General features: G+C 59.6%; 23 protein-coding genes and 1 tRNA gene. 13 read left to right on the top strand and 11 right to left on the bottom strand.

Features of this window, described 5'->3' with window-relative positions; all coding sequences use genetic code 11:
- Positions 1 to 176: 176 nt before the first annotated feature.
- From ACN0WW_RS07125 to aroA, 3 genes are read right to left on the bottom strand one after another with little or no spacing between them, the layout of a single operon-like run.
- Positions 177 to 821: a (d)CMP kinase gene (locus ACN0WW_RS07125; protein ID WP_417610860.1), complete on the bottom strand. Its 645-nt coding sequence runs from the start codon at positions 819 to 821 to the stop codon at positions 177 to 179.
- The gene (locus ACN0WW_RS07120) at positions 818 to 1,078 is read right to left on the bottom strand and encodes a CBU_0592 family membrane protein (protein WP_417610858.1); all 261 of its coding nucleotides are present in this window, start codon (positions 1,076 to 1,078) and stop codon (positions 818 to 820) included. The genes ACN0WW_RS07125 and ACN0WW_RS07120 overlap by 4 nt, the downstream gene beginning before the upstream one ends.
- Complete coding sequence (gene aroA / locus ACN0WW_RS07115) at positions 1,075 to 2,424, bottom strand: 3-phosphoshikimate 1-carboxyvinyltransferase (RefSeq protein WP_417610856.1); 1,350 nt, start codon at positions 2,422 to 2,424, stop codon at positions 1,075 to 1,077. Before aroA ends, ACN0WW_RS07120 begins: the two co-directional genes overlap by 4 nt.
- A gap of 184 nt (positions 2,425 to 2,608) precedes the next feature.
- Here aroA and ACN0WW_RS07110 point away from each other — a divergent pair, with 184 nt between their 5' ends.
- On the top strand, positions 2,609 to 2,935 hold the full coding sequence (locus ACN0WW_RS07110) for a TIGR02300 family protein (RefSeq protein WP_417610854.1): 327 nt from the start codon (positions 2,609 to 2,611) through the stop codon (positions 2,933 to 2,935).
- A gap of 51 nt (positions 2,936 to 2,986) precedes the next feature.
- A tRNA-Ala gene (locus ACN0WW_RS07105) sits at positions 2,987 to 3,062 on the top strand.
- 80 nt (positions 3,063 to 3,142) lie between these two features.
- Here the strand turns inward: ACN0WW_RS07105 and ACN0WW_RS07100 are convergent.
- Both ACN0WW_RS07100 and ACN0WW_RS07095 read right to left on the bottom strand, forming a co-directional pair.
- Positions 3,143 to 4,321, bottom strand: a complete 1,179-nt coding sequence (locus ACN0WW_RS07100; protein ID WP_417610852.1) for an AI-2E family transporter — start codon at positions 4,319 to 4,321, stop codon at positions 3,143 to 3,145.
- Entirely contained in the window at positions 4,311 to 4,550 is a 240-nt protein-coding gene (locus ACN0WW_RS07095) for a hypothetical protein (protein WP_417610850.1), read from the bottom strand. Before ACN0WW_RS07095 ends, ACN0WW_RS07100 begins: the two co-directional genes overlap by 11 nt.
- Positions 4,551 to 4,947: 397 nt before the next feature.
- Here ACN0WW_RS07095 and ACN0WW_RS07090 point away from each other — a divergent pair, with 397 nt between their 5' ends.
- The 3 genes from ACN0WW_RS07090 to ACN0WW_RS07080 all read left to right on the top strand — a co-directional run bounded on the left by ACN0WW_RS07090 (position 4,948) and on the right by ACN0WW_RS07080 (position 8,682).
- The gene (locus tag ACN0WW_RS07090) at positions 4,948 to 6,132 is read left to right on the top strand and encodes an NAD(P)/FAD-dependent oxidoreductase (RefSeq protein ID WP_417610848.1); all 1,185 of its coding nucleotides are present in this window, start codon (positions 4,948 to 4,950) and stop codon (positions 6,130 to 6,132) included.
- Positions 6,133 to 6,232: 100 nt separating this feature from the next.
- A complete protein-coding gene (locus ACN0WW_RS07085; protein ID WP_417610846.1) occupies positions 6,233 to 8,206 on the top strand; it encodes a DEAD/DEAH box helicase in 1,974 nt (657 codons plus the stop codon).
- Between the two features lie 20 nt (positions 8,207 to 8,226).
- A complete protein-coding gene (locus tag ACN0WW_RS07080) occupies positions 8,227 to 8,682 on the top strand; it encodes a YaiI/YqxD family protein (RefSeq protein WP_417611113.1) in 456 nt (151 codons plus the stop codon).
- 39 nt (positions 8,683 to 8,721) lie between these two features.
- On the opposite strand, the gene ACN0WW_RS07075 is transcribed toward ACN0WW_RS07080, so the two are convergent.
- Positions 8,722 to 9,486 carry a 16S rRNA (uracil(1498)-N(3))-methyltransferase gene (locus ACN0WW_RS07075; RefSeq protein ID WP_417610844.1) on the bottom strand — a complete coding sequence of 255 codons (765 nt, stop codon included), beginning with the start codon at positions 9,484 to 9,486 and terminating at the stop codon, positions 8,722 to 8,724.
- Between the two features lie 140 nt (positions 9,487 to 9,626).
- Between ACN0WW_RS07075 and ubiA the strand changes: the two genes are divergently transcribed.
- The 4 genes from ubiA to ACN0WW_RS07055 all read left to right on the top strand — a co-directional run bounded on the left by ubiA (position 9,627) and on the right by ACN0WW_RS07055 (position 13,782).
- On the top strand, positions 9,627 to 10,544 hold the full coding sequence (gene ubiA / locus ACN0WW_RS07070) for a 4-hydroxybenzoate octaprenyltransferase (protein ID WP_417610842.1): 918 nt from the start codon (positions 9,627 to 9,629) through the stop codon (positions 10,542 to 10,544).
- Positions 10,545 to 10,641: 97 nt separating this feature from the next.
- Complete coding sequence (locus tag ACN0WW_RS07065) at positions 10,642 to 11,658, top strand: aldo/keto reductase (RefSeq protein WP_417610840.1); 1,017 nt, start codon at positions 10,642 to 10,644, stop codon at positions 11,656 to 11,658.
- A 30-nt stretch (positions 11,659 to 11,688) separates the two neighbouring features.
- Positions 11,689 to 12,624, top strand: coding sequence for an NAD(P)H-dependent flavin oxidoreductase (locus ACN0WW_RS07060; RefSeq protein WP_417610838.1), 936 nt, complete (start codon positions 11,689 to 11,691; stop codon positions 12,622 to 12,624).
- A gap of 24 nt (positions 12,625 to 12,648) precedes the next feature.
- Positions 12,649 to 13,782 carry an NADH oxidase gene (locus tag ACN0WW_RS07055; RefSeq protein ID WP_417610836.1) on the top strand — a complete coding sequence of 378 codons (1,134 nt, stop codon included), beginning with the start codon at positions 12,649 to 12,651 and terminating at the stop codon, positions 13,780 to 13,782.
- Between the two features lie 52 nt (positions 13,783 to 13,834).
- Here ACN0WW_RS07055 and ACN0WW_RS07050 read toward each other — a convergent pair whose 3' ends face one another.
- The 4 genes from ACN0WW_RS07050 to ACN0WW_RS07035 form a co-directional block, all read right to left on the bottom strand.
- The gene (locus ACN0WW_RS07050; protein ID WP_417610834.1) at positions 13,835 to 14,956 is read right to left on the bottom strand and encodes an FG-GAP repeat domain-containing protein; all 1,122 of its coding nucleotides are present in this window, start codon (positions 14,954 to 14,956) and stop codon (positions 13,835 to 13,837) included.
- A gap of 164 nt (positions 14,957 to 15,120) precedes the next feature.
- Positions 15,121 to 15,621: a DUF6151 family protein gene (locus tag ACN0WW_RS07045; RefSeq protein WP_417610832.1), complete on the bottom strand. Its 501-nt coding sequence runs from the start codon at positions 15,619 to 15,621 to the stop codon at positions 15,121 to 15,123.
- Between the two features lie 326 nt (positions 15,622 to 15,947).
- Positions 15,948 to 16,328, bottom strand: coding sequence for a VOC family protein (locus ACN0WW_RS07040; protein ID WP_417610830.1), 381 nt, complete (start codon positions 16,326 to 16,328; stop codon positions 15,948 to 15,950).
- Positions 16,325 to 16,726 (bottom strand): VOC family protein, encoded by a 402-nt coding sequence (locus ACN0WW_RS07035; RefSeq protein ID WP_417610828.1) that lies wholly within the window; start codon positions 16,724 to 16,726, stop codon positions 16,325 to 16,327. The genes ACN0WW_RS07040 and ACN0WW_RS07035 overlap by 4 nt, the downstream gene beginning before the upstream one ends.
- A gap of 327 nt (positions 16,727 to 17,053) precedes the next feature.
- On the opposite strand from ACN0WW_RS07035, the gene soxR reads away from it, so the two are divergent.
- The 4 genes from soxR to ACN0WW_RS07015 all read left to right on the top strand — a co-directional run bounded on the left by soxR (position 17,054) and on the right by ACN0WW_RS07015 (position 19,492).
- Positions 17,054 to 17,497, top strand: a complete 444-nt coding sequence (soxR, locus tag ACN0WW_RS07030) for a redox-sensitive transcriptional activator SoxR (RefSeq protein WP_417610826.1) — start codon at positions 17,054 to 17,056, stop codon at positions 17,495 to 17,497.
- A 93-nt stretch (positions 17,498 to 17,590) separates the two neighbouring features.
- On the top strand, positions 17,591 to 18,295 hold the full coding sequence (gene gntA, locus ACN0WW_RS07025; protein ID WP_417610824.1) for a guanitoxin biosynthesis heme-dependent pre-guanitoxin N-hydroxylase GntA: 705 nt from the start codon (positions 17,591 to 17,593) through the stop codon (positions 18,293 to 18,295).
- Positions 18,292 to 18,897, top strand: coding sequence for a DUF1989 domain-containing protein (locus ACN0WW_RS07020; protein ID WP_417610822.1), 606 nt, complete (start codon positions 18,292 to 18,294; stop codon positions 18,895 to 18,897). Before gntA ends, ACN0WW_RS07020 begins: the two co-directional genes overlap by 4 nt.
- 304 nt (positions 18,898 to 19,201) lie before the next feature.
- Positions 19,202 to 19,492 (top strand): GIY-YIG nuclease family protein, encoded by a 291-nt coding sequence (locus ACN0WW_RS07015; protein WP_417610820.1) that lies wholly within the window; start codon positions 19,202 to 19,204, stop codon positions 19,490 to 19,492.
- 222 nt (positions 19,493 to 19,714) lie between these two features.
- Here ACN0WW_RS07015 and smc read toward each other — a convergent pair whose 3' ends face one another.
- Positions 19,715 to 23,152, bottom strand: a complete 3,438-nt coding sequence (gene smc / locus ACN0WW_RS07010) for a chromosome segregation protein SMC (RefSeq protein ID WP_417610818.1) — start codon at positions 23,150 to 23,152, stop codon at positions 19,715 to 19,717.
- Between the last annotated feature and the right edge of the window lie 56 nt (positions 23,153 to 23,208).

Raw genomic sequence — 23,208 nt, 5'->3', positions numbered from 1 at the left:
GCCAGGCGGTTGGTTCCGCCGGTCTTGGACCAAAATTGCCGCAGCCACCCCATGTGACTACCGCATCCGACAGAAAACCGCGTTTTTTGGTGGATGCAAGACTAAACACAAACACAAAAAACTACGCCAAAGCCGCGCCGGTTTCGCTCCAGCCCGTCTAGCGTATCATTTGCCTGCTATGCCGGATCTTTGTCGCGCCGGCCGCTTGTCTTCGCATTCACCAAGGCGATCGCCTGTTGAATGGCGGCGTCTATAGTCAAATTGGTGGTATCTAGCAAGTCTGCATCTGCGGCGGGCTTGAGCGGGGCGGCAGCGCGATTTTGGTCGCGGTCGTCACGCCGCAAGATGTCCGTCAGAATGTCGTCGAAATCGACCTGCTCACCGCGCCGCTTCATCTCCTCGAACCGCCGGACCGCCCGCGCATTCGAGGACGCTGTCACGAACAGCTTGGCGTCGGCGTCGGGGGCGATGACGGTGCCGATATCGCGGCCGTCGAGCACGGCGCCACCGGGTTGGCCCGCAAAGTCTTTCTGGCGTTTGTCCAGAGCCTGCCGCACTTCCGGATGGACCGAGACCCGGCTGGCGAGGCCGCCGACGGCTTCGCTGCGCAGTTCCGGGTTGTCGAGCAGATCGTCGTCAAAAGCACAGGCGGCGAGGGCGTCTGCAGAATTGTCCGCATTGCCTCCTCGTTGGTGGACGGTCCAGCCGACTGCGCGGTAGAGCAGGCCGGTATCCAGGAAGGGCAGGCCAAAATGTTTGGCCAGTCGCTTGGAAATCGTGCCTTTGCCCGAAGCGGTCGGCCCATCGACGGCGATAATCATGGCCGGGCCTCCGCTCGGGCTCGCCAGGCCTTTATCAGCCCCCCGACCGCAATGATGATCCATACGAATTCGAGCAACAGGGAAGCGAGATTGAAATGCACCATCAGCGAGATGGCGAGCAGCAGCGCACCGAGCAGATTGGTGCCGTTATAGACGAACGGATTAACCGCCCTTGCGTAGACATTATAGGCATAAGCAAAGACGATCAGCGCGCTTCCGCAGAGCCCGATCACATTGGCGGCAAACCCGTCGATCATGAGTCTGTCAGGCTCTTCACTAGGGCATCGAATCCGGGGAAGCTGGTTTCGACCGGTCGAATATCGTCGATCGAAAGGCCGGATTTTGTCATCAATCCTGCGATCGCGAAGCTCATCGCAATCCGGTGATCGAGAGCCGTTTCGATTACTGGTTTTGCGCGACCGCCGGAAAGCAATTTGCCGCCGCTGCCCTGGATGACAAGGCCATCGTCTTTTTCTGTCAGTTCGACGCCAAGATCTGAAAGACCTTTGGCCATTTGCGAGAGCCGGTCGGATTCCTTCACCCGCAATTCATGCAAGCCGCAGGTCGTGGTTTCGCCGTTTGCCGCAGCCGCAGCGACAAACAATATCGGGAACTCGTCAATCATGCTCGGTGCAACGTCGGCGGGCACGTCAATGCCGGAGAGTTGGCTATGCTTGACATGGAGATCGGCGACAGGCTCGCCGCCCACAACGCGCTTCTTCTTGAAGCTGATGTCGCCGCCCATATTCTGCAAAACTTCAAACAGGCCGGCGCGGGTGGGATTGATTCCGACATTTTCGATGATGATGTCGGATCCCGGCACAATCAATGCGGCAACCACCGGAAATGCAGCGGAGGACGGGTCGCCCGGCACCTTGATCTTTTGGGGCTGGAGTTCGGCTTCGCCAGTCAGCGAAATGATCCTGCTGCCGTCGGTATCGGTTTCTACAGAAATATCTGCGCCAAAACCCTTCAGCATGGTCTCGCTGTGATCACGCGTCATCACCGGTTCGATGATCCGGGTGATGCCGGGCGTGTTGAGGCCCGCCAGCAGAATCGCCGATTTGACCTGAGCGGACGCCACCGGCAGTCGATATTCGATAGGGATAGCCGGGCAAAGACCTCGGACGGTTAGCGGCAAGCAGGACTGTTGATCGGCAGTCTCACGAGCGGTGATGTCTGCCCCCATTTGAGAGAGAGGCTCGATCACGCGGCCCATCGGTCGTTTGGACAGGCTGGCATCGCCCGTGAAGGTCGCGCTGATCGGGTGGGACGCGATCAGGCCCATGAGCAAGCGCGTCGAAGTACCGCTGTTGCCCAATTCGATGGCATTAGCCGGCTGCATCAGTCCGCCAACGCCGACGCCGTGGACGGTCCAGACGTCGTCCTTTTTCTCGATTTTCGCGCCCATTGAACGTAGCGCGTCGGCGGTCGCGAGGACGTCCTCGCCTTCGAGCAGGCCAGTGATACGGCTTTTGCCAACGGCCAGGGCGGAAAATATCAGCGCCCGGTGGGAAATAGACTTGTCGCCGGGGACGGATATTTTGCCGCCGAGCGGGCCGGACGGCTTGAACGTCGCGGGCTGTGGAGTGGTGCTTGTCATGTCAGAGCTTTGTTAGCGGAACGCACGAATGATTCGTGCAGGAATATGAAACGGCTTTTGACAGCGCTGCAAAGCTATGGCAAGGCGCGCCGGATTTCGCGGCTGATTTAACCAAAGCTTGAATCGCCGCATAGCAGACTTACCTATAAACGAATTGATTTTAGACAGGATTTGGACACCAGCCATGGTTAAACCGGAATGGGGCACAAAACGCACATGCCCGAAATGTGGAACGCGCTTTTACGATCTGGGCAAAGAAGACCCTGCGACCTGTGTTGAATGCGGGGAAACCTTCGTCCCGGAAGCCGTTCTGAAATCCAAGCAGCCGACGCCTTTCGAAGCGGCGCCTAAAAAGGACGCGAAGAAGGAAGAGGACAGCGTCGATGATGATGATTTGGACATCAATATCGATGATGATGATCCATCGCCGGACAACGAAGTTGATCTGGGCGGCGACGATGATCTGGGCGTCAGCAAAGGCAAGGGCGATGACGAGCCTGACGATACTTGATTTTTGATTTGCATTTGGGAGCGCCTCTGGATTAAAGGGCGCTCCTCTGATGGGGCCTTAGCTCAGCTGGGAGAGCGCTTCGCTGGCAGCGAAGAGGTCAGCGGTTCGATCCCGCTAGGCTCCACCAATTCCTTATTCTCCCGGCAAAACTCTCTCTCATTTCTGGTCGGACAACCGGTCAACGGCGCCGATCTGCGCTGTGCTCCGCTATTGCGGCTGCCCGCCTTGAGTCTGGTCGGTTGGCTGAGCGGGCGATTCGAACAAGGGTTCGCCCAGAATGAATCCGAGAATATTGGGGCTGCCCAGTTGGTCGACAAGCGCTTTGCCGACGATCAGCATCGGCACGGCTATCAGCGCCCCGGCCAATCCCCAGATCCAGGTGAAATAACTGATCGCCAGCAGGATAACGACCGGGTTCATGGCAAACCGGCGCCCCAGAATGGTGGGTGTGATCAGATTCGCCTCGACCACCTGCAGCGCGATATAGGCAGCCGTTGGTGCCAGTCCGCCGGCCAGATCGCCTGACGATGCGGCGCCGAACCCAAAGAGTAGCACCGCCATCAACATCGGCCCGAGATAGGGAATGAAGTTCAGGATAGCAGCGAGCCCGCCCCACATCATCGGCGACTCGATATCCATCGCCCAGGCACCAAAGGCGACCACCACGCCGACTGCGACATTGATCGCGGTGACGGCACCGATATATCGCGACAAATCCTCGGTGATGCTGCGTCCCGTGCGCGCAGCCTTCAGTCTGGTGGCGAGGTTTGACCGTTTCTGCAATATGGTTCGTTTGAAGCGCAGGCGGGATTCCAGCATGAAATAGGACATCAATATGATCAGCAAAAATTCGACGAGAACCGCCGGGGTGGCATAGGCCGCCTCTTCCATCACTGTCGGAGTTGCGACCACCACCTGCTGACCCTGGGATTCGCCGATGGTCGAGGAGAATTCCTTGCCCATTTGCGATACCGAGGCGGTGAACTGCCGGATATCGATCATTCGCTCCTGCAAGATATTGGTAATATCCGGAAATCTCTGGGCGAGCTCCAGAGCAGGCTGCAGGATGATCATGAATCCGAGGGCTACAAGCACAAGAAATGCGAGCACGGAAAGAAAGGAAGAAATCGTATTCGGTATGCCGAGCTTCGTCAAAATATTGGCCAATGGCAACAGCAGCAGCATGATCACTATTGAGGCAAACAGCGGGCGAAAAAATACAGCCCCCGCCGACAGAACGAATGGCAAGGCCATGAACAGGCCCAGCGCCATCAGGAATATCGCGGTTGAGAATAAGCGTTTGTCGGTTACTCTGGCACGCCCGCGCCGGATCTTTGGCGAAGGCGCTGCGGCGTCGGCGGCCGCCAGGTCGTTTTTACTGGCCAACTTGAGATGCGTTCGTCTGAGCGAATTGATAGCTGCCACTGGTGCATTTGGTCGCTACCACTGGATAATCAATTTTCAGCGCAATTTCGGACTGCAACGCCTCGTTCTGCGATTTTTCGCATTCTTGCAGACTGACAAAGGCGTGATCATCCCGGACAATATCCCTGCAAACGGTCATATCGTCCGAGCATCCCATCAGGATGATTGCATAGGCAAGGCTGCTGATCATTTCCGGCTCCATAGCGTTTTCAACTTTGTTTGATTTGAGAACGCCGATGCCGCTCAAAGGTTGCAAACGGACAAGTGGGTGTGGGCGGCGGCGCAATGGAGACCGCACGCTACCCGCCCAAAATATTATGGTCGCCGGAAGGGGAGGCATCGTGGCTGCTGCCGGCGCTGGATGCCGCAATCCGCCGATTTCGCCGGCGTTGCAAACGCTTGGCGCCGCTGCTAAAACTTGCTCCTGCAGTCTGGCATTCGACGAGGGTGTTGATCCGGGCATTCGCCAGACTTTGCGACCAAAAAATCGGGGTGTTTGTCAGCGCTCGACCTTCGAAGGGGCAGGCCGGTTTCGGCGAAAGCGGCTGTCGCTTCAATCGGCCCCTGATATAGAGATTTGAATATTCATGCCCAAACCACCCTTTCATTATGACGCGATCATTCTCGGCGCTGGCGGGGCTGGCCTGATGTGCGCTGCCGTAGCCGGACAGCGCGGCCGCAAGATATTGCTGATCGATCATGCCGATGAACCGGGCAAGAAAATCCTGATCTCCGGGGGTGGGCGCTGCAATTTTACCAATATTGGCACCGCGCCGGATCGCTATTTGTCGCAGAACAGGCATTTCGCAAAATCGGCGCTGAGCCAATATACCGCCAGTGATTTTATCGCGCTGGTCGATCGCTACGGTATCGAGTGGCATGAAAAAACCTTGGGGCAATTGTTTTGCGACGGCTCTGCCCGGCAGATTGTCGCCATGCTGATGGATGAGTGCCCGCCCGATGCGGTCAAACTCTCTCTCGGCAAGGCGATCACCGGCGTGAGCCATAGCGATGGCCGCTACCGGGTTGACTATGGCGGAGAAACGGCTTTTGCCCCTTCGCTCGTGGTCGCGACTGGCGGTCCGTCTATTCCGAAAATGGGGGCGACCGGATTCGCTTATGATCTGGCCCGCCAGTTTGGGTTGAAAATCGTGGAGCCAAGGCCGGCCCTGGTGCCGCTGACCTTGGGCGGGGAAGAAACCCTGTTCCGTTCTCTGTCCGGCGTATCAGCGCCGGTGATCGCGCGTTGCGGGAAGACCGCATTTCGGGAAGCCGCCCTGTTTACCCACAAGGGCTTGTCAGGCCCTGCTATCCTGCAGATATCCTCTTACTGGCAGCATGGTCAACCGGTCGAAATCGATTTTTTGCCGGATTTGCGAGCCGAATGGCTGACGGAGGCGAAGCAGCAGTTCCCCAGGCTTTCGCTGAAAAAAGCGGTCAACGCCCATTTGCCAGCGCGCTTGACGGAGACCTTGATCGAACGGATTGCGCTCGACGGCGAGCTGGGAAATCTCACCAATAAAAAGCTCGATGAAGCGGCGAGACGGCTTTCCCATTGGCGTTTCATGCCCAATGGTACGGAAGGTTTTGCCAAGGCCGAAGTTACCGCGGGCGGCATTAGCACGGCCGAATTATCATCGAAAAATATGGAAGCTAGGCAAGTGCCCGGTTTTTATGCTATTGGCGAAGCCGTTGATGTCACCGGCTGGCTCGGTGGCTATAATTTTCAATGGGCTTGGGCAAGTGGCCATGCTGCCGGCAAGGCAATATGACCCCCCGCACAGACCGTTTAATAACAACATATTCTTAATAAACCGCAGGCGACTGGCATTTCCGCGCGGCTTTTCATTTTTGCCACGGAATTTAAACATTATGCCTTTCTCGAAATTATCCCCGCTTCTCGCCGAGGCGCTAGCGGCTCACGAATATGACAAGCCGACGCCCGTACAGGCCGCCGTGCTGGAACCGGAAGCGGATGGCCGCGATCTTATCGTGTCCGCCCAGACCGGGTCCGGCAAGACCGTCGCCTTTGGCCTGGCTATGGCACCGCAATTGCTGGACGATAACGGGCGCTTTCCGTTTCTGGTCGAACCGCTGGCCCTTGTCATCGCGCCAACCCGTGAACTTGCCCTGCAGGTGAGTCGCGAGCTGACCTGGCTCTATCAGCCTGCGGGTGCGCAAATCGCAACCTGCGTCGGCGGGATGGACGCTTCGAAAGAGCGGCGCACGCTGCGGCGCGGCGCGCATGTCATTGTCGGCACACCGGGCCGGCTGCGCGACCATCTGGAACGCGGCGCGCTTGATCTGTCAAAACTTCGCGCAGCAGTGCTCGACGAAGCCGACGAAATGCTCGACATGGGCTTTCGCGAAGATCTTGAAGAAATTCTCGATGCGACCGGAGAGCAGCGCCGGACCTTGCTGTTCTCGGCAACCATACCGAAACCGATTATCAATCTTGCCAAGCGCTACCAGAATGATGCGCTGCGTATATCGACGGTTGGCGAAGATCGCGGCCATGGCGACATTGCCTATCAGGCGATCACCGTCGCACCGGCTGATACCGAGAATGCTGTGGTCAATCTGCTACGCTTTCACGAAGCCGAATCAGCGATGCTGTTCTGCGCGACCCGCGAAGCGGTGCGCCGTCTGCACGCCAGTCTGGTCGACCGCGGGTTCAGCGCAGTGGCGCTGTCCGGGGAGCATACCCAGAGCGAGCGCAATCAGGCGATGCAGGCCCTGCGGAGCAAACGGGCCCGTGTCTGTGTCGCAACTGACGTTGCGGCCCGCGGCCTCGATCTGCCGACCCTGAGCCTCGTTGTGCATGTCGACATGCCGCGCGATGCCGAGACCTTGCAGCATCGGTCCGGACGGACCGGGCGTGCCGGCAAAAAGGGTACGGCGGTTATCATCGTGCCATATCAGCGGCGCAAGCGGGTTGAATCGATGCTGCGCGGCGCGAAAATCAATGCCGAGTGGAAGGATGCGCCGACGCGCGCCGACATTCGCAAGAATGATGCCGAGCGGCTGATCGAAACGCTGCTGCAGCCGGTCGAGATTGACGAAGACGATATGGCGTTGGCGAAACGTCTGATGGCGGAAAAATCGCCAGAGGAAATCGCGGCCATGCTCGTGCAGTCGCATCGCGCAAAAATGCCGGCACCGGAGCAGATGCTCGATCGCGGCGCGCAATCACAACCTGCGCCTGGGGGCCCGCGCCCCGGCTTTGAGGATACCGTCTGGTTCAAGATGAACGTCGGCCACAACCAGCGTGCCGATGCCCGCTGGCTGTTGCCGGTATTGTGCCGCCGTGGTCATATCACCAAGAATGAAATCGGTGCGATCCGGATCAACGGGGACGATACCCTGTTCGAAATTCCGCGCCGCGTAGTCGACAAATTCACCGCTGCTATCGCCGAAAAGCGGGAGTCCGGCGGGGATGATACCGACGATATCACGATCACCCAGTTTGAAGGCAAGCCCCGCGATGAGGCCAAGCGCAACCGCAAAAGCGGGCGCGGTGACAATGGCGCCGGCAAGCGCGATTACAGCAATGCCAGCAAGAAATTTGGCGGCAAGAAGTTCGGCAAGAACAAGTTTGGCGACAAGAAATTCGGTGACAAGTCTGGCGGCGGCAAGCCTTATCAGAAGCGCAAGCCAGAGGGCGAAGGCGCGTCGGATGGCGGCGGACCAAAGCGCGAAACTGGCGACGGCTTCAAAAAGAAATCGGATTTCAAGGGCGATCGCAAATCAGGCAAAAAAGGCAATTTTGCCGGCGGCAACAAAAAGCCGCATCGCGGCAAGCGTCCTTTTGACGGAGCCAAACAGGGTGGTCCCAAAGCCGGCTGACTCCAACGATGCCCGAGCCAATCACGATATTTGTTGATGCAGACGCCTGCCCGGTAAAGGATGAAATTTACCGGGTGGCGGAGCGCCATGCGGTAGCGGTTGTGATTGTCAGCAACAGTCCGTTTCGGGTGCCGGATCATCCGCTGATCAAGCGGGTGGTGGTCAGCGATGCCTTTGATGCCGCCGATGACTATATCGCCGAGCGGGCTGATGTCAGAACGGTTGTCGTCACATCTGACATCTTGCTGGCGGACCGGTGCGTGAAGGCGGGTGCGGCGGTGCTCGCTTCGAATGGCAAACCCTTTACCGCCGATTCTATCGGAGCAGCCGTGGCAACGCGCGCGATCATGGCTGATCTGCGTGCCGGGATGGGGACCGAGAATATCGGGGGGCCGCCGCCGTTCAGCAAAGCGGACCGTTCCCGTTTTCTGTCGTCTCTCGATGAAATTCTGGTGCGCCTCAAACGCCTGGGTTAGCAATCCGGCTCGTGGTGGCGATCCACGAACGGGCCAGGATCAGTCCGGATTCCAGTCGCCCCGGCCAGCCATCCACAGGCTGATGGCCGCAAGCGCCGCCGTATCGGCGCGCAATATTCTCGGCCCCAGCGACACCGCGACGGCCTGGGGCAGCGCCCGGATCATTTCATTTTCCGCGTCGGAAAAGCCGCCTTCGGGGCCGATCAGAATCGCGGCCGGGCCGTCATGGGCGACCAGCGCCTTGCGAAAACTGCCTTCGCCCGTGGCATGAATGCGCTCGTCGGCGAAGAACAGATGGCGGTTCGCTGGCCATTGCTCGAGCAGGTCGGTCAGCTTCATCAGCGGATCCAGTGCGGGCAGGGCAGTCCGCTCGCATTGTTCCGCCGCTTCGATCATATGGGCGCGCAGCTTGTCGGGTTTGATGGCGGAACCCTGAGTGCGTTCGGTCTGCACCGGGATGATTTTCGCGACACCCAGTTCCGTTGCCTTTTCGGCGATCCAGTTGAAGCGGTCTTTCTTGATCGGTGCCGTGCACAGCCACAGGTCGGGCACCGCTTCCCGCTCGCGGGTCTTGCCGTCGATGGCCAGCATCAGGTCGCGCTTGCCGAGGGCGCTTACACGGGCGAGATATTCCCCGGTGCGATCGTCAAACAGCTTGACCGGATCACCCTGTTTGATCCGCATGACTTTGATAAGATAATGCGCGTGGCTGCCCTCCAGCCGGATTTCGGCTCCTTCGGAAAGTTCGCGATCAAGGTAGAGGCGGGGGGCGCTGTGGGGCGGATAGGCGGGGGTAGCGGGCATGGGCATTGTCTAGCGCCGCGTTTCCTTCTCGTCATGCTGAATTTATTTCAGCATCTCTTCCGGGAGAAAGTTCTGGTCCGACGGAGGTCCTGAAACAAGTTCAGGATGACGAGTTCATGAAATAGCGATAAGCGGGCAGGATGTCGAACCAGTCAGATCAGATCGTCCCCGACACGGAGCACAAGGGCCTCGTTGGCCTTTTGCCCTCCGCGGCCCGTCCCTTCGCCCTGCTTGCCCGTTTCGACCGTCCGATTGGTTGGTGGCTGCTGTTCTGGCCCTGCGCCTGGGGCGTGGCGCTGGCTGGTGGTGCGATCGAGCGCTGGGACCTGATGCTGTGGCTGCTGCTCGGATCGATCGCGATGCGCAGCGCGGGCTGTGTCTACAATGATATCGTTGACCGCGATCTTGACCGTCAGGTGGAGCGGACCCGGTCGCGACCGTTGGCCAGTGGCGCGGTATCGCTCAAGGCGGCCTGGATATGGCTGGCAATATTGTGCCTCATCGGTCTGGTCGTTTGGTTGCAGATCAATGGTGTTGCAAAGCTGGTAGCGCTTGGCAGCCTCGCTCTGGTCGCTGCCTATCCGTTTATGAAGCGGATCACCTGGTGGCCGCAGGCCTGGCTGGGTCTGGTGTTCAGCTGGGGTGCGCTGGTCGGCTGGCTGGCGATTGAGCCGGCATTCCACTGGTCGATGGTGCTGCTCTATGCAGGCTCGATCTTCTGGGTGATCGGCTATGACACGATCTATGCGCTGCAGGACCGTGAGGATGATGCGCTGGTCGGTATCCGGTCCAGCGCGCTGCGCCTCGGAGAGAATGTGCGCTTTGGCGTTCTGGCTTTTTACGTCACAGCGCTGGCAAGCTGGGCGGCCGCTTTCTGGATGCTGCGTCCGCAATGGCTGGGCCTGCTGGCGCTTCTGCCTCTCGCGCTCCATCTCCTCTGGCAGGTGCTCACCCTGAGCAGTGCCGATGGCGAGGATGCGCTCGCCAAATTCCGGTCCAATCGCTTTGCCGGATTGCTGATGTTTCTCGCCTGTCTGGTGCTGGGCCAGGCTGGCTAGACACCGTCCGGAATTGGATTGCGTTTCGCAACCCATGCAGGCTATGCTGGTTAACTGAACAGTTAAGTCCATCGTCCATCTCCCGGAGATATTTGCCATGAAAACACGCCGCCTGGGCCGCAGCCCGATCTATGTATCCGAAATCTGCATGGGCACGATGACCTTCGGCAGCAGCGCTGACGAAGCAATGTCACACCGGATCATGGATGAGTCGGTCGAGGCCGGAATCAATTTTTTCGATACGGCGGAGAATTATCCGGTGCCGCCGAAGCGGGAATGGGCAGGGGAAACCGAGAAGATTGTCGGTCGCTGGATGAAGGACAAGGATCGCGACAGCCTGATCATCGCTACCAAAGTTTCCGGCCCCAGCCATGGCTGGATACAGTCTTCCCAGCGCGCAGGCATGACGGCGCTGGACCGGCACAATATCGTGAGAGCGCTGGATGCGAGCCTGAAGCGACTGCAGACCGACTATATCGATCTCTACCAGACCCATTGGCCGGATCATGGCACCGCCTATGACGAAACGATGGAAGTGCTCGACGAGCAAATCCGCGCTGGCAAGATTCGCGCTATCGGTTGTTCCAATGAAACCAGCTGGGGCTTGATGAAATCGCTGGAGGCGTCCGAGCGGCTGGGCGTCACCCGCTATTGTACGATCCAGAATAATTTCAGCATGAACAACCGCCGCTTCGAGGATGAACTGGCGCAGGTCTGCCGCCAGGAAGGGGTCAGCCTGATCCCTTATTCACCGCTGGCTGGTGGTGCCCTGTCCGGCAAATATAATGATGGCGCGAAACCGGAAGGCGCGCGTTTCTCGGCCTATCTCGGCATGGGCGGGCGGCAGAAGAAAATGGCCGAACGGTTCGTCAATCCGAAGTCAGAAGAATCGACCAAGCGCTTCATGGAAATTGCCGACGAATTGGGGGTAGCGCCGGTGACTCTGGCGACCGCCTGGTCGAAGCAGCATGATTTTGTCGCCTCGACCATCGTTGGCGCGACTCACACCGACCAGCTCCCCGAGATTTTTGCCGCCGCCGATCTGGAGCTGAGCGACGAGATCATGAAACGGATTTACAAGATCAGCCGCGAGATCATGTATCCGATGGGCTGATCGGCCATTGCTCAGCAAGAAAGACAGATTATGAACCGTTTCCTCGAACATAGCGGCGCGAAATATCCCATCGTGCAGGCGCCGATGGGCTGGATTGCCCGGTCGCAGCTCGCTTCCGCCGTTTGCAACGCGGGTGGACTGGGCATCATCGAGACCTCGTCCGGCGAAACCGAAGCCTGCATGGCCGAGATCGAGAAGATGAAGGATCTTACCGATGCGCCGTTCGGGGTGAACCTGCCGATCATGTTCCTCAAGGACCCCGCAATCCTCGACCATATCTGCGGATCGGGCGTGAAATTTGTCACCACTTCGGCGGGTAGCCCGCGCAAATTTGTCGGGCCGCTGCAGGAAGCCGGAATCATCGTCTATCATGCCGTGCCCACCGTCGCCGCAGCCATGGGCTGCGTTGAGGCGGGAGTCGATGGCCTGATCGTCGAGGGAGCCGAAGGCGGCGGTTTCAAAAATCCGGAGGAAGTGTCGACGCTGGTGCTGCTGCAGGCGATCCGCAAACAGACGGATATCCCGATGGTCGCGGCGGGCGGTATTGCCGACGGCAAGGGCATGGCAGCGGCTTTTGCGCTGGGCGCGGAGGGCATCCAGATGGGGACGCGCTTTGTCTCGAGCGCGGAAAGTCCGGTACACCATAATTACAAGCAGGCGATCCTCGATGCGAAGGAAACCGGCACCTATGTGCTGAACAAGAAATCCTCGCCCTGCATCCGCGCGCTGAAGACCGAGCGGACTGCGAAAATTTACGAAGACGGCCTGATGCCGGCCGATACGTTCAAGGGCATTATGGATGTCTATTTCGGCGGCGATATGGAGGCGTCCGTCGGCCTGGCCGGGCAATCTTCCGGTTTGATTGACGAGGTAAAAACTGCCAGACAGATTATCGATGAAACGGTGACCGAATTTTTCGAGATTACCGAAAGACTGGGCGCACTCGCCGCCGCCAAAAATTTCTAGAAATATATAAGAGAGGAATATTCAATGAGCCAATTTCCCGACGCAAAGCAATTGTTCACCACCGTTACCGAGGACGGCAAATCGATCTTGTCGATCGAGCCTTATGAGGTGCCCGAACTGAAGGAACATGAAGTCGTGGTCCGCATGGAAGCGGTGCCGATCAACCCGTCCGATCTCGGCCTGCTGACCGCGGCGGCCAATATGGATACGGTGTGCAGCGAGACGGTCGACGGGCATCCGGCGCTGGTCGCTGATGTCGACGCCGCGATGCAGCCGTTCTTCAAGGGGCGTGCGGGCAAGAAGCTGGCCGCCGGCAATGAAGGCGCCGGCACCGTGGTCGCCGCCGGATCATCCGACGCGGCGCAGGCGCTGATGGGCAAGGTTGTGACCATCGTTGGCGGCGAAATGTACCGCACCCACCGGGTCATGCCGGCGGCGATGTGCGTACCGCTGCCGGACGGCGCGCCAGCCAGGGAAGGCGCTTCGCTGTTCGTCAATCCGATGACCGCGCAAGGCTTCGTCAACACCATGCGCGACGAAGGCCATGAAGCGCTCGTTCATACCGCAGCAGCGTCCAATCTGGGTCAGATGCTGGCCAAGCTCTGCCTCAAGGAAGGGATTGACCTGGTCGCCATCGTTCGCAGCGATGAGCAGAAGAAAATCCTCACCGATATCGGTCTGACTCATGTGATCGACAGCTCCAAGGATGATTTCATGGAGAAGCTGATTGCAGCGCTGGCCGAAACCGGCGCGACGCTGGGCTTCGACGCGATCGGCGGTGGCAAGATGGCGAGCTATATCCTGACCGCCATGGAAAAGGCAGCGGCGGTACGCGGCGCCGAGTTCAGCGTCTATGGTTCGACCACCAACAAGCAGGTCTATATCTATGGTCGCCTCGACACCGGCGAAACCATCCTTGGTGGCGGCCTCGGACTCTACTGGGGCGTCGGCGGCTGGCTGCTGACCCCGCATCTGGAAAAGGTCGGCAAGGAGCGGATGATGGAAATGCGCATGTACACCGTCGAAGAGCGCAACGGCATTTTCAACAGCGATTATTCCAGCGAGATCAGCCTGATGGACATGATCGATCCGGAGATCGCCAAGGGCTATGAGAAGAAGGCGACCGGCGAGAAGGTGCTGGTTAATCCCAGCCTTTGAATGATTTGCCGCGCCACGGTTTCACTGGCTGAGACTTTGGCGCGGCAATCGCTTACTGGTCCGGGGATCGCTGGTTGAGAAACACCTGGTTGGCGCTTCCCGAATTGGCAACGACGATGTCGTCTATCCCGTCGCCGTTCATATCCCCGACCGCGACTCCGTAACTGTCGGCCTCTTCCCCGATTTCCCGGCGAGTGAAAATGCCCGTGCCATCATTTTGCAGGATGATGTTTCGTCCCTCGCAGCCTGCAAACAAGTCCAGATTTCCGTCGCCGTCAAGGTCGATCGCCGCGATCGCCTGGACAAGGTCGCCAGCTTGTCCGAAGGTCCGGGGATTGCCGAATGTTCCGCTTTGCGAACCGGGATAGAGCAGAAAGCTGCCATCGGTATCGGCCAGGATGATGTCCGGAAAATGGTCGCCCGTAAATTCGGCGATAACGGCTTTGCGGTGGTCGCCTTTGCTCTGCGGCAGAGTGAACGGCCGGAAGCTGCCAGCCTGGTTGATCATGACGACGCTTTCCGCATCATCCCGCCGCGCAATGACGATATCGATGTCGCCGTCCTTGTCGATATCCCCTGTCGCCAGACCGGTCGAACCAAAGCCGGCATCGGGGAGCGGGGTTCCGCCATGGAAGCGGCCTTTGCCGTTGCCGCGATAGATCATGTCCGGCCCGCGTCGGGTAGCGATAACGAGATCGGGAATGTCATCTCTATCCGCATTCACCATCGCGGCTGAGCGGGCGTGTCCCTTGCTATCTTTGATTAGGCCAGAAAATTCATAATTGCCGGTACCGTCGTTCAGGTAAATTACGGCATCCAGCTTGTCGCGCACGACAACCGCATCGATCGTTCCGTTGCCATCGACGTCGCCTGCCTGAACAGTGTAGCTGGCAGACTTTCCGTTGCCCAGGTAGTTGGCTTCAAGCATCCGTCCGTCGCCGCTGTTCAGATAGACGAAATCCTGTTCCGCCCAATGGCGCCCGTTGGCCGTCAATATATCGAGATCGCCGTCCCCGTCTACATCGGCGAGGGTCACGTCGGCAGTGTGGTTTTCTTCCAGATCGAATTGCCAGAACGGGTGATCGCGCAAGGCTATGGCATCATCGCTCGCTAGCGATGCAGAGGCCGATGCCATGACCAACAGGCTGGCTGGCAGTTTCAAATATTTGAGCATGATGGTCCCGGTTGTGGATTTGAAGAGATTCCAGGATGCTGCCACAGGAGACCGGGCAAGTCTATTATGCAGATACTACATCTGCCGTTATCCAGCGTCGAACGCGTCCGCTCGGCTTCGGCTCGCGCTGGGCTCCCAAGCGCCTGCCGCAGGAAAGAAGACTGTCATCTAAATATCATTGCGATGTGCGATTTGATCAGCCGCCAGAACAGCTTCGGACCAAATGTTCGATAGCTCGGGGTATCATCGGGCATGGGCATGGCTGAGGTCCGGAATTGCGTCTGTGTCCGCAATTCGACCGGCGGAAGATCGCCGCTGAAGCGCTTTGCGTAGGCGGACGTCCAGTGACCCTTGGCAAATTTCAGATACATCGCGGTGTTGCAGCAGGAGGCGACCATCCTGCGGGTCGGGGCATCGGGGGAAATTTGACAGGCTTGCAACAGATCAGCGCCTTCAACACAGGAAAAGCGATCATCGCGATAGGTGAGATAATGGGTGCCGCCATCCGGCTCGGTCACCCGAGCGGCGCCGTCCAGCGCTTCGAGCATTGCCGCCCCCGCCTGACAGTCATCGCAATAGCACACGCCGCTGATTATTGGCCGACCGACACTCTGACAACGGACTTTGCCGCATTGGCAGGTTGAGATCAGAATGTCGTCGGCCATGGCGCGGAGATTACCGGATCATCCTCAATTTGCCAGCTCGCACTTGATTCAAGGCTCGCAGCGGCAATGCGGTATTGTGGTGCTCGCCGGCGGGGATCCTGAAACGAGTTCAGGATGACGAGCAGGGTTGTTTCTGGATTAATCCTCTCTCCCGTGCGGGAGAGGGTTGTGCAGACTTGGCAGCTTGCTGGCTAGTCGGAGCTGGGTGAGGGTGTACTGCCGGATGGTTGGCGAGCCATCATCCGGGCCTGGTGCACCCTCATCCAACTGCGGCTAAGTGCCTTTCGCGCCAAGCCTTCGTATCCTTCTCCCTTGAGGGAGAAGGTTTAGGCGTAGCTCACCACCTCCCACTCGATCCCGTTCCAGTCGAAGAAATAGAAGCGCCGGCCGGGATCATAATCATCGTGGCCGAATGGCTTGAGCCCCGCCGCGACGACTTTTGCCTCGACCGCATCCAGATCATCGACGGTCACGCCGATATGGTTCATCGGCTCGCCCTTGTTGAATGTGGGATCAGCGGCCTGCACCTCCGGATTGGTGTAGAGCGCGACATAGCTGTCATCCGTGCCGATATGGATCGTGTGGCCGCCCAGCATGGAGGGACCTTCCCAGCGGATATGCCAGCCAAACAGATCGCGCAGCAGCGCAGCGCTGCGCTGCGGGTCACTGACGGTGATATTGGCGTGTTCCAAAGTAGCTTTTGTCATGATGTCGTTCCTTTCTCGGTTGTTGCATGATCGATCCGCCAGGGCGGGAAGCGGCGGTTGTCGCCGCCGTGAAACAGGCAGAGCGGATTGCCCGCCGGGTCGCTGAGCCGCGCTTCGCGCCAGCCCCAGCTCTGGTCTTTGGGTAGGGAATCGAAGACGATGCCCGAAGATTGCAGATTGGCCACTTTTGCGTCGAGATCCTCGCATTCGAAGTAGATCAGGGTCGAAGCTGTTCCGATCTTGTCCACCGCATGGATCGAGAAGGTCTCACCGGTTTCTGTCTCGAAACGGGCGTAGCGTGGCGGCGAGTCGACAATCTGGACAAGGCCAAGCCTTTGATAAAAGGCGACGGATTGGACGTAATCGAGGCAGCCGACGGTGACCTGATTGAGTTTCATGGCGCTGTGTCCTCGCTTGGTTGGCATCGCGTTCGTGGAAGAATTGGAAGCATGTTTGCCGTTTTGCCAGCGGCTGTCCGGGCTGCCCGTTCTCCATGCTTGCGATTCGTACAACCTCAAGCTAAGTTGAGGTCAAGAGATTATTTTCCTCCCTGTCGACAGACGGGGAGGGGGACCGCGCGCAGCGTGGTGGAGGGGCTCGCTGGTCTTGGTGCCGGTCGGGTGACGGGCCGAATAGTATTGCCGCTGCGATCGCCCCTCCACCACGCTGCGCGCGGTCCCCCTCCCCATTGCTGCGCAACAAGGGAGGAAAGGAAGGAACCAGTCATGCCGGAAACCAAAGCCCTGACCATTGGCGCGCTGGCTGCCCGGACCGGGCTGTCGGTCTCGGCGATCCGCTTTTACGAGGAGAAGGGGCTGGTCGAGCCGTTTCGCTCCAGCGGCGGCCAGCGGCGCTTTTTGCGCTCCGACATCCGCCGGCTCAGCTTCGTGCTGATCGCGCAGCAGTTGGGGCTGAGCATCGGCGAGATCGAGCGGCAGTTGGCCAAATTACCCCATGGTCGCACACCGACGCAGTCCGACTGGACGCGGATCAGCAAGGCCATGCGCAAGGTGATCGACGCGCGCATTGCAGAACTGGAACGGACCCGCGACCGGCTGGATGGCTGTATCGGCTGCGGCTGCCTCAGCCTCAAAAAATGCGAGCTCTATAATCCGGATGACCGGGCGGGCCTAAGGGGGCCGGGCCCGCAGCTGGTTCTGGGCGACTGAATTTGTCGGCACCGTGTGAGACGGTCGGATGATTGCTTTGACGCCCCGGGTCAACGCCGGGAACGCTCTTTCAATTGAAGCGTTAGCATTGGCATGAAACATTCAAAACTGCTGGACCCAGATGGCAAGGCCGAACATTTGGGACAGCTGCAAGCCGCGATCGGATCAATGATCTCGCAGCCCCAATTCCCCTGCGTCGGCGCAAAATCGGCGCTGGCTCGCGATACGCTCAAGGTGTTGGCGGGGCATAGCCTCGACAGCAATTGGGATGATCTGGAAATCCACCGCGAACTGCTCGCCTGGGCGAAGGAATATCGCGGGGCGACCGATGGTTTGCGAAGTCTGGCAGTGATTTTCGACGGGCCTCTGGATCTGTCGGAAAGTGAATTTGAATCCCTATTGTGGGCCCGGATCCAGTCGCTGGCAGACAAGGACGCGTGGTTGGGGCAGACTTATGACACGCGGGTCAGCGCCGACCCGGCCGATCCGCATTTTTCACTCAGCTTTGGTGGCGAGGCGTTTTTCGTGATCGGTCTGCATCCCAATGCCTCGCGTCCCGCTCGCCGTTTTTCGCGGCCGATGCTGGTGTTCAACCTGCACGACCAGTTCGAACGGCTGCGGGAACACGGGAAATATGAGAAGATGCGCGACACCATTCTTGCCCGGGACGAGAAACTGGCCGGGAACGCCAATCCGATGCTGGCGAGATATGGCGAATCGAGCGAAGCGCGCCAGTATAGCGGTCGTCAGGTGGACGATGACTGGCAATGCCCGTTTCAGGATCGGCGCAGCCTATGAACGAAGTACGCATTGCACCGCGCTCGGGCGCGGCATTCCGGCTGGCCACAGGCGACTATCTGGATGTGATCGACCCCGATGGCGGCCAGGTGTCCGACCTGCTGGCTTTTAACAGCGACGACATCAGGGAAGTGATATCGAACGGCCGGACGTTTGATTATGAAGAAACGATCCGGCTGAGCACCGGCAATCGTCTGTGGTCCAACCGTTCCAATCCGATGCTGACCATCGTCGAGGACACAGTGGGATCCCACGACTTTCTGCTGACCCCGTGCAGCGAGGATACGTTCAAACATTTCTATCCCGACAAGCCGGTGCACCGTGGTTGCTTCGGCAATCTGGCCGAGGCGCTGGCACCGTTTGGCGTGGAAAAGGATGCGATTCCCTGTGCGTTCAATGTCTTCATGAATGTTCCGGTCGACCCGGCGACCGGAAAGCTGGAAGTGCTGCCACCGACCAGCAAGGCCGGTGACCGGCTCAGGTTGCAGGCGGAAATGGATCTGGTGATCGGACTGACGGCCTGTTCGGCTTATGCATCGAACGGGGGCACGTTCAAGCCGATTGACTATCGGGTTCTGCCGGGTGGGGCGGACCGGAAGTGAGAAGCCAGTAGTTTTTGGACCGACAGATTTTTCGGCATATTGAGCGAATGCTCTTAGATGAAAGATGGGGTTCGACAGGCTCACCCCTAACGGGAAGAAGCTGACTTCCGAAAAATGTCGCTAGCCCTGAACCTGTCGAAGGGTGTGTCTCGTCTGAGAGGGACCGTCCTTGTGAACGCGACCTCTGGTTCGACAGGCCTCTACCCAACACGTGAGACGGTTCGGAAATTGATAGTCCCGGTCAATTGCCACATTCCGTTAGTCCTGAGCTTGTCGAAGGACGCCTCAAGGCTAACACGGGAATATGGCTTTCTTCACCTATATTCTGAAATGCTCGGACGGGAGTTTCTACACCGGCCACACCGACAATCTCGAACAGCGTCTTGCGCAGCATCAGAGCGGCTTCTTCACAGGATATACGTACAAGAAGCGGCCGGTGGAGCTGGTCTGGTCCGAGAATTTCCCGACCCGTTATGAAGCGCTCGAAGCAGAGAAACGGATCAAGGGCTGGACCAGGGCGAAGAAGCAGGCGTTGATTGACGGCGACTGGGGGCTGCTCTCCGAGCTGGCCCGGAACTATGGTGATAGACGATAGGCGGGGTTCGACAGGCTCACCGCTAACGGGGATGCGGCTCAATTCGGATACTGCCGTTAGCCCTGAGCTCGTCGAAGGGCGCCTCTCGCACAGAAGCAGGCTGCACCTTTGGACGGGAAGCGGGGTTCGACGGGCTCTCACCCCTAACGGGAAAAGGGCTGACTTTGAAAAAAGGCCGTTAGTCCTGAGCTTGTCGAAGGACGCTTCTCGGATTCCGCAGTCTTACTCCGCCGCGAGCAGTTCTTCCGCCGCGTTGAGGTCCACCGAGACCAGCTGTGAAATCCCGCGCTCGACCATGGTGACACCGAACAGCCGGTGCATGCGGCTCATGGTGACGGCATTGTGGGTCACGATCAGGTAGCGGGTGTTGGTTTCTGCCACCATTCTGTCGAGCAGGTCGCAGAAGCGCTCGATATTCGCGTCGTCGAGCGGTGCGTCGACCTCGTCGAGGACGCAGATCGGGGCGGGGTTGGTGAGGAAGAGGCCGAAGATGAGCGCCACCGCGGTCAGCGCCTGTTCACCGCCGGACAGCAGGGTTAGCGAGGTCAGCTTCTTGCCCGGCGGCTGCGCCATGATTTCGAGGCCGGCTTCCAGCGGATCGTCGCTGTTGATCATTTCGAGATGTGCCTTGCCGCCGTTGAACAGGGTGGCGAACAGCCGCTGGAAATGCTGGTCGACTTCCTCGAAGGCGGCGAGCAGGCGTTGCCGTCCTTCGCGGTTGAGGCTGCCGATCGAGCCACGCAGCTGATGGATCGCCTCGTTCAGCTCTTCGCTTTCCTTGGTCGATTTCTCCCATTCGGTTTCGAGTTCCGCCAGTTCATCGGCCGCGACCAGATTGACCGGCCCGATCCGCTCGCGGCTGAGCGAAAGCCGTTCCAGTTCCGCTGCCTCTTCCGACGCATCGCCAACACTATTCTCGTCAAAGTCCAGTTTTTTGGGCAGGACAGGAGCTGGGCATTCGAATTTCTCCGCCGAAATACGGCCCATTTCCATACGGCGCAGGTCCTGGTTTTCCGCGCGCGCCTTGGCCCCGGCGCGGGTCTCGCGGGCCTGGCTGAGCAACTCGCTAGCCTGCGTCAACCGGTCTTCATGGTCGCGCTGGGCCAGTTCTGCGGCTTGCAGTTCTGCATCTTTTTCCGCCACCTTTGCGTTCAGCAAGTCCTGCTGTTCGGTCAGTTTGGTGACCTCAACCTCAATGACCCGCGGACGGTCTGCGAGGCTTTCGACTTCGGCCTCGATCAGCGCGCCACGTTTGGCCATTTCCTTCATCCGCGCTTCGGCCTCGCCGGAGCGGTCCTGCCACGAGCGGATTTGCGCGCTGGCCACGGCCTTCTGTTCCTTCACCTGCGCCAGTTTCTGGTCGATGGCGGAGAGTGCCGCCTGGGCAGACATTACCTGACCCCGAGCCGCATCGCGCTGATCCTGCAGGGCGGCTCGCGCCCGTTCCTGTGCGGCACCGTCGGGCTGGCTGCTGCGTTCCTGTTGCGCGGCCTCCAGTTCGGTACGCGCCGTCGCACTTTCCGCTTTCAGCGCTGTGTCGCGATCGGCGAGACTGGCGGTGCGTTTCTGCAGCCAGGCCAGTGCCTCTTCTGCCTGATCGGCTTCGCGCAGGGCCCGGCGCAGCGCTTCCTCGGCCTCGCGCCGCGCCGTGCGCGCTTCACCCAGTCCGGTTTCTATTGCAGCGATTGCTTCGCGCTTTGCCTCGAGCGCGGATTCCGCTTCAGCAACCTTGTTCCGGGCGGGAACCAGCATCTCCTGCAGTTCGCGCAGACGATTGGCCCGGACCAAGCGCTCGGCGCTGGCATTGCCGTCATCGCGCGCGACAAAGCCGTCCCAGCGGCGCAGCGCTCCGGTCTTGGTGACAAGACGCTGCCCGACGGACAGCGATTGTCCGTCATCGCTATCGGCAACAAATATCTGCGACAGACGATTGTGCAATTCTTTGGGCGCCTGGACACGGTCGAGCAGAGTCTCGGTTCCTGCCGGTGCATCTGCTGAAGCGGCCAGATCCGCGCCACCCCAGAACCGGTCGCCATCCTCGCCGACGGAGGCCAGCAGATCATCGCCCAAAGCGGCGGCCAGCGCCCGTTCATAGCCTGCGGCCGGTTTGACCTGATCGATGGCCTTGTTGGCGCTTTCCGCCTTCGACAGTTCCCGGTCCAGCGCATCATGTTCGGATTTCAGGCCGGCGAGCTCTGCCTTCAGCGTTGCCAGGCCGGATTGTGCTGCATCGCGCGCCGCCGTGGACTCAACTCTCTGCTCTTCCAGCGAGGCGATCCTGCCGCCGCTTCCGTCCGCAGCTTTCTGTGCCGCCTCCCGCGTTGCTATGGCTTCGGCAAGCGCCGCTTGCAGCTCCGCTTCATCACCCATTTCGGCGCGTTCGGCATTCAGCCGGTCCAGTTCGACGGCGAGCCGGTCATGGCGCGTCTGCGCTGCATCGACAGCGGCATTGGCGACTTTTATCTCAGCCTGTATCCGTGCTTCCTCGGCGACCGCCTTGGCCAGTTCGACCTCCGCCTCGCTCGCCGCTCGTTCCGCGCGTTCGGCGGCGCGTTCCAGATCGGGGCGCTGTCTGGTCAGCTCCGATAATTCCGTCGCCAGCCGCTTTTCGTCCTGTTCGAGACGATCCAGCGCCTCCATCGCGTCGCGGGTCAGCTGGTCCTCGCGGGCATTGTCTTCGTGGATGCGCTGGGCCTGCACCTGCAGATCGAGCAGGCGCGATTTCAGATTGTCGCGTTCGTTGGTCAGGGTCAGCAGCCGGTGGCTGGATTCGCTGGCCTGTTCACGGGCGCGCTGCACGTCCGCACGCAATAGGCCGAGCGCCTTGGCGCTTTCATTCTGCGCCGCAACCGCAGCCTGCTGTTCCTTGTGCGCGGCGTCGACTTTGGCTTCGGCTGCTTCGGCTTCTGCCTTGGCGAGATCGGAGGCCGCTGCGGCCTCTCGCCAGCGAGCGTAGATCAGCCTGCCTTCGACGACGGTGATTTCCGCGCTGAGCTTCCGGTAGCGTTCGGCCTGCTTGGCCTGTCGCCGCAGATTGGCTGCACGCTGTTCCATATCGCCCAATATGTCGTCGAGGCGAGCGAGGTTCTTCTCTGCCGCGCGCAATTTCTGCTCGGCATCCCGCCGCCGGACATGGAGGCCGGAGATGCCCGCGGCTTCTTCGAGCATCTCCCGCCGCGCTTCCGGCTTGGAGGAAATGATATTGGATATCTTGCCCTGGCTGACCAGCGCCGGGCTGTGGGCGCCAGTCGCCGCATCGGCAAAGATCAGTGCGATATCCTTGGCCCGAACATCGGTCCCATTGGCCCGATAGGCAGAGCCGGCCCCGCGCTCGATCCGGCGCACAATTTCCAGCTCGCTGTCGTTATCGCCGACATGCAGCGACGAGACGTCGTTGGTTTCCCGTTCGGCGGTCAGCGCCACTTCGGCAAATTGCCGTTCCGGCCTATCCTCGGTGCCAGCGAAAATCACATCTTCCATGCCGCCGCCGCGCATCGACTTGGCGCTGTTTTCGCCCATCACCCAGCGGATGGCTTCCAGTAGGTTCGACTTGCCGCAGCCATTGGGGCCGACCACGCCGGTCAGGCCTTTTTCGATGCGCAGCTCCGTAGGGTCGACAAAGCTTTTGAAGCCCGAAAGTCGGAGCTTCTTTATTTGCACGGGATCGCCCCCGCGCGGTCTTTGTCAGTCACCCAATTCAAATCGCGCCCCCTATG

Origin of the sequence: Parasphingorhabdus sp. (assembly GCF_048269865.1) — a bacterium.
GTDB lineage: Bacteria > Pseudomonadota > Alphaproteobacteria > Sphingomonadales > Sphingomonadaceae > Parasphingorhabdus.
Note: the sequence above shows the minus strand (reverse complement) of the source record. Positions and strands in the feature narration are given on the sequence as shown.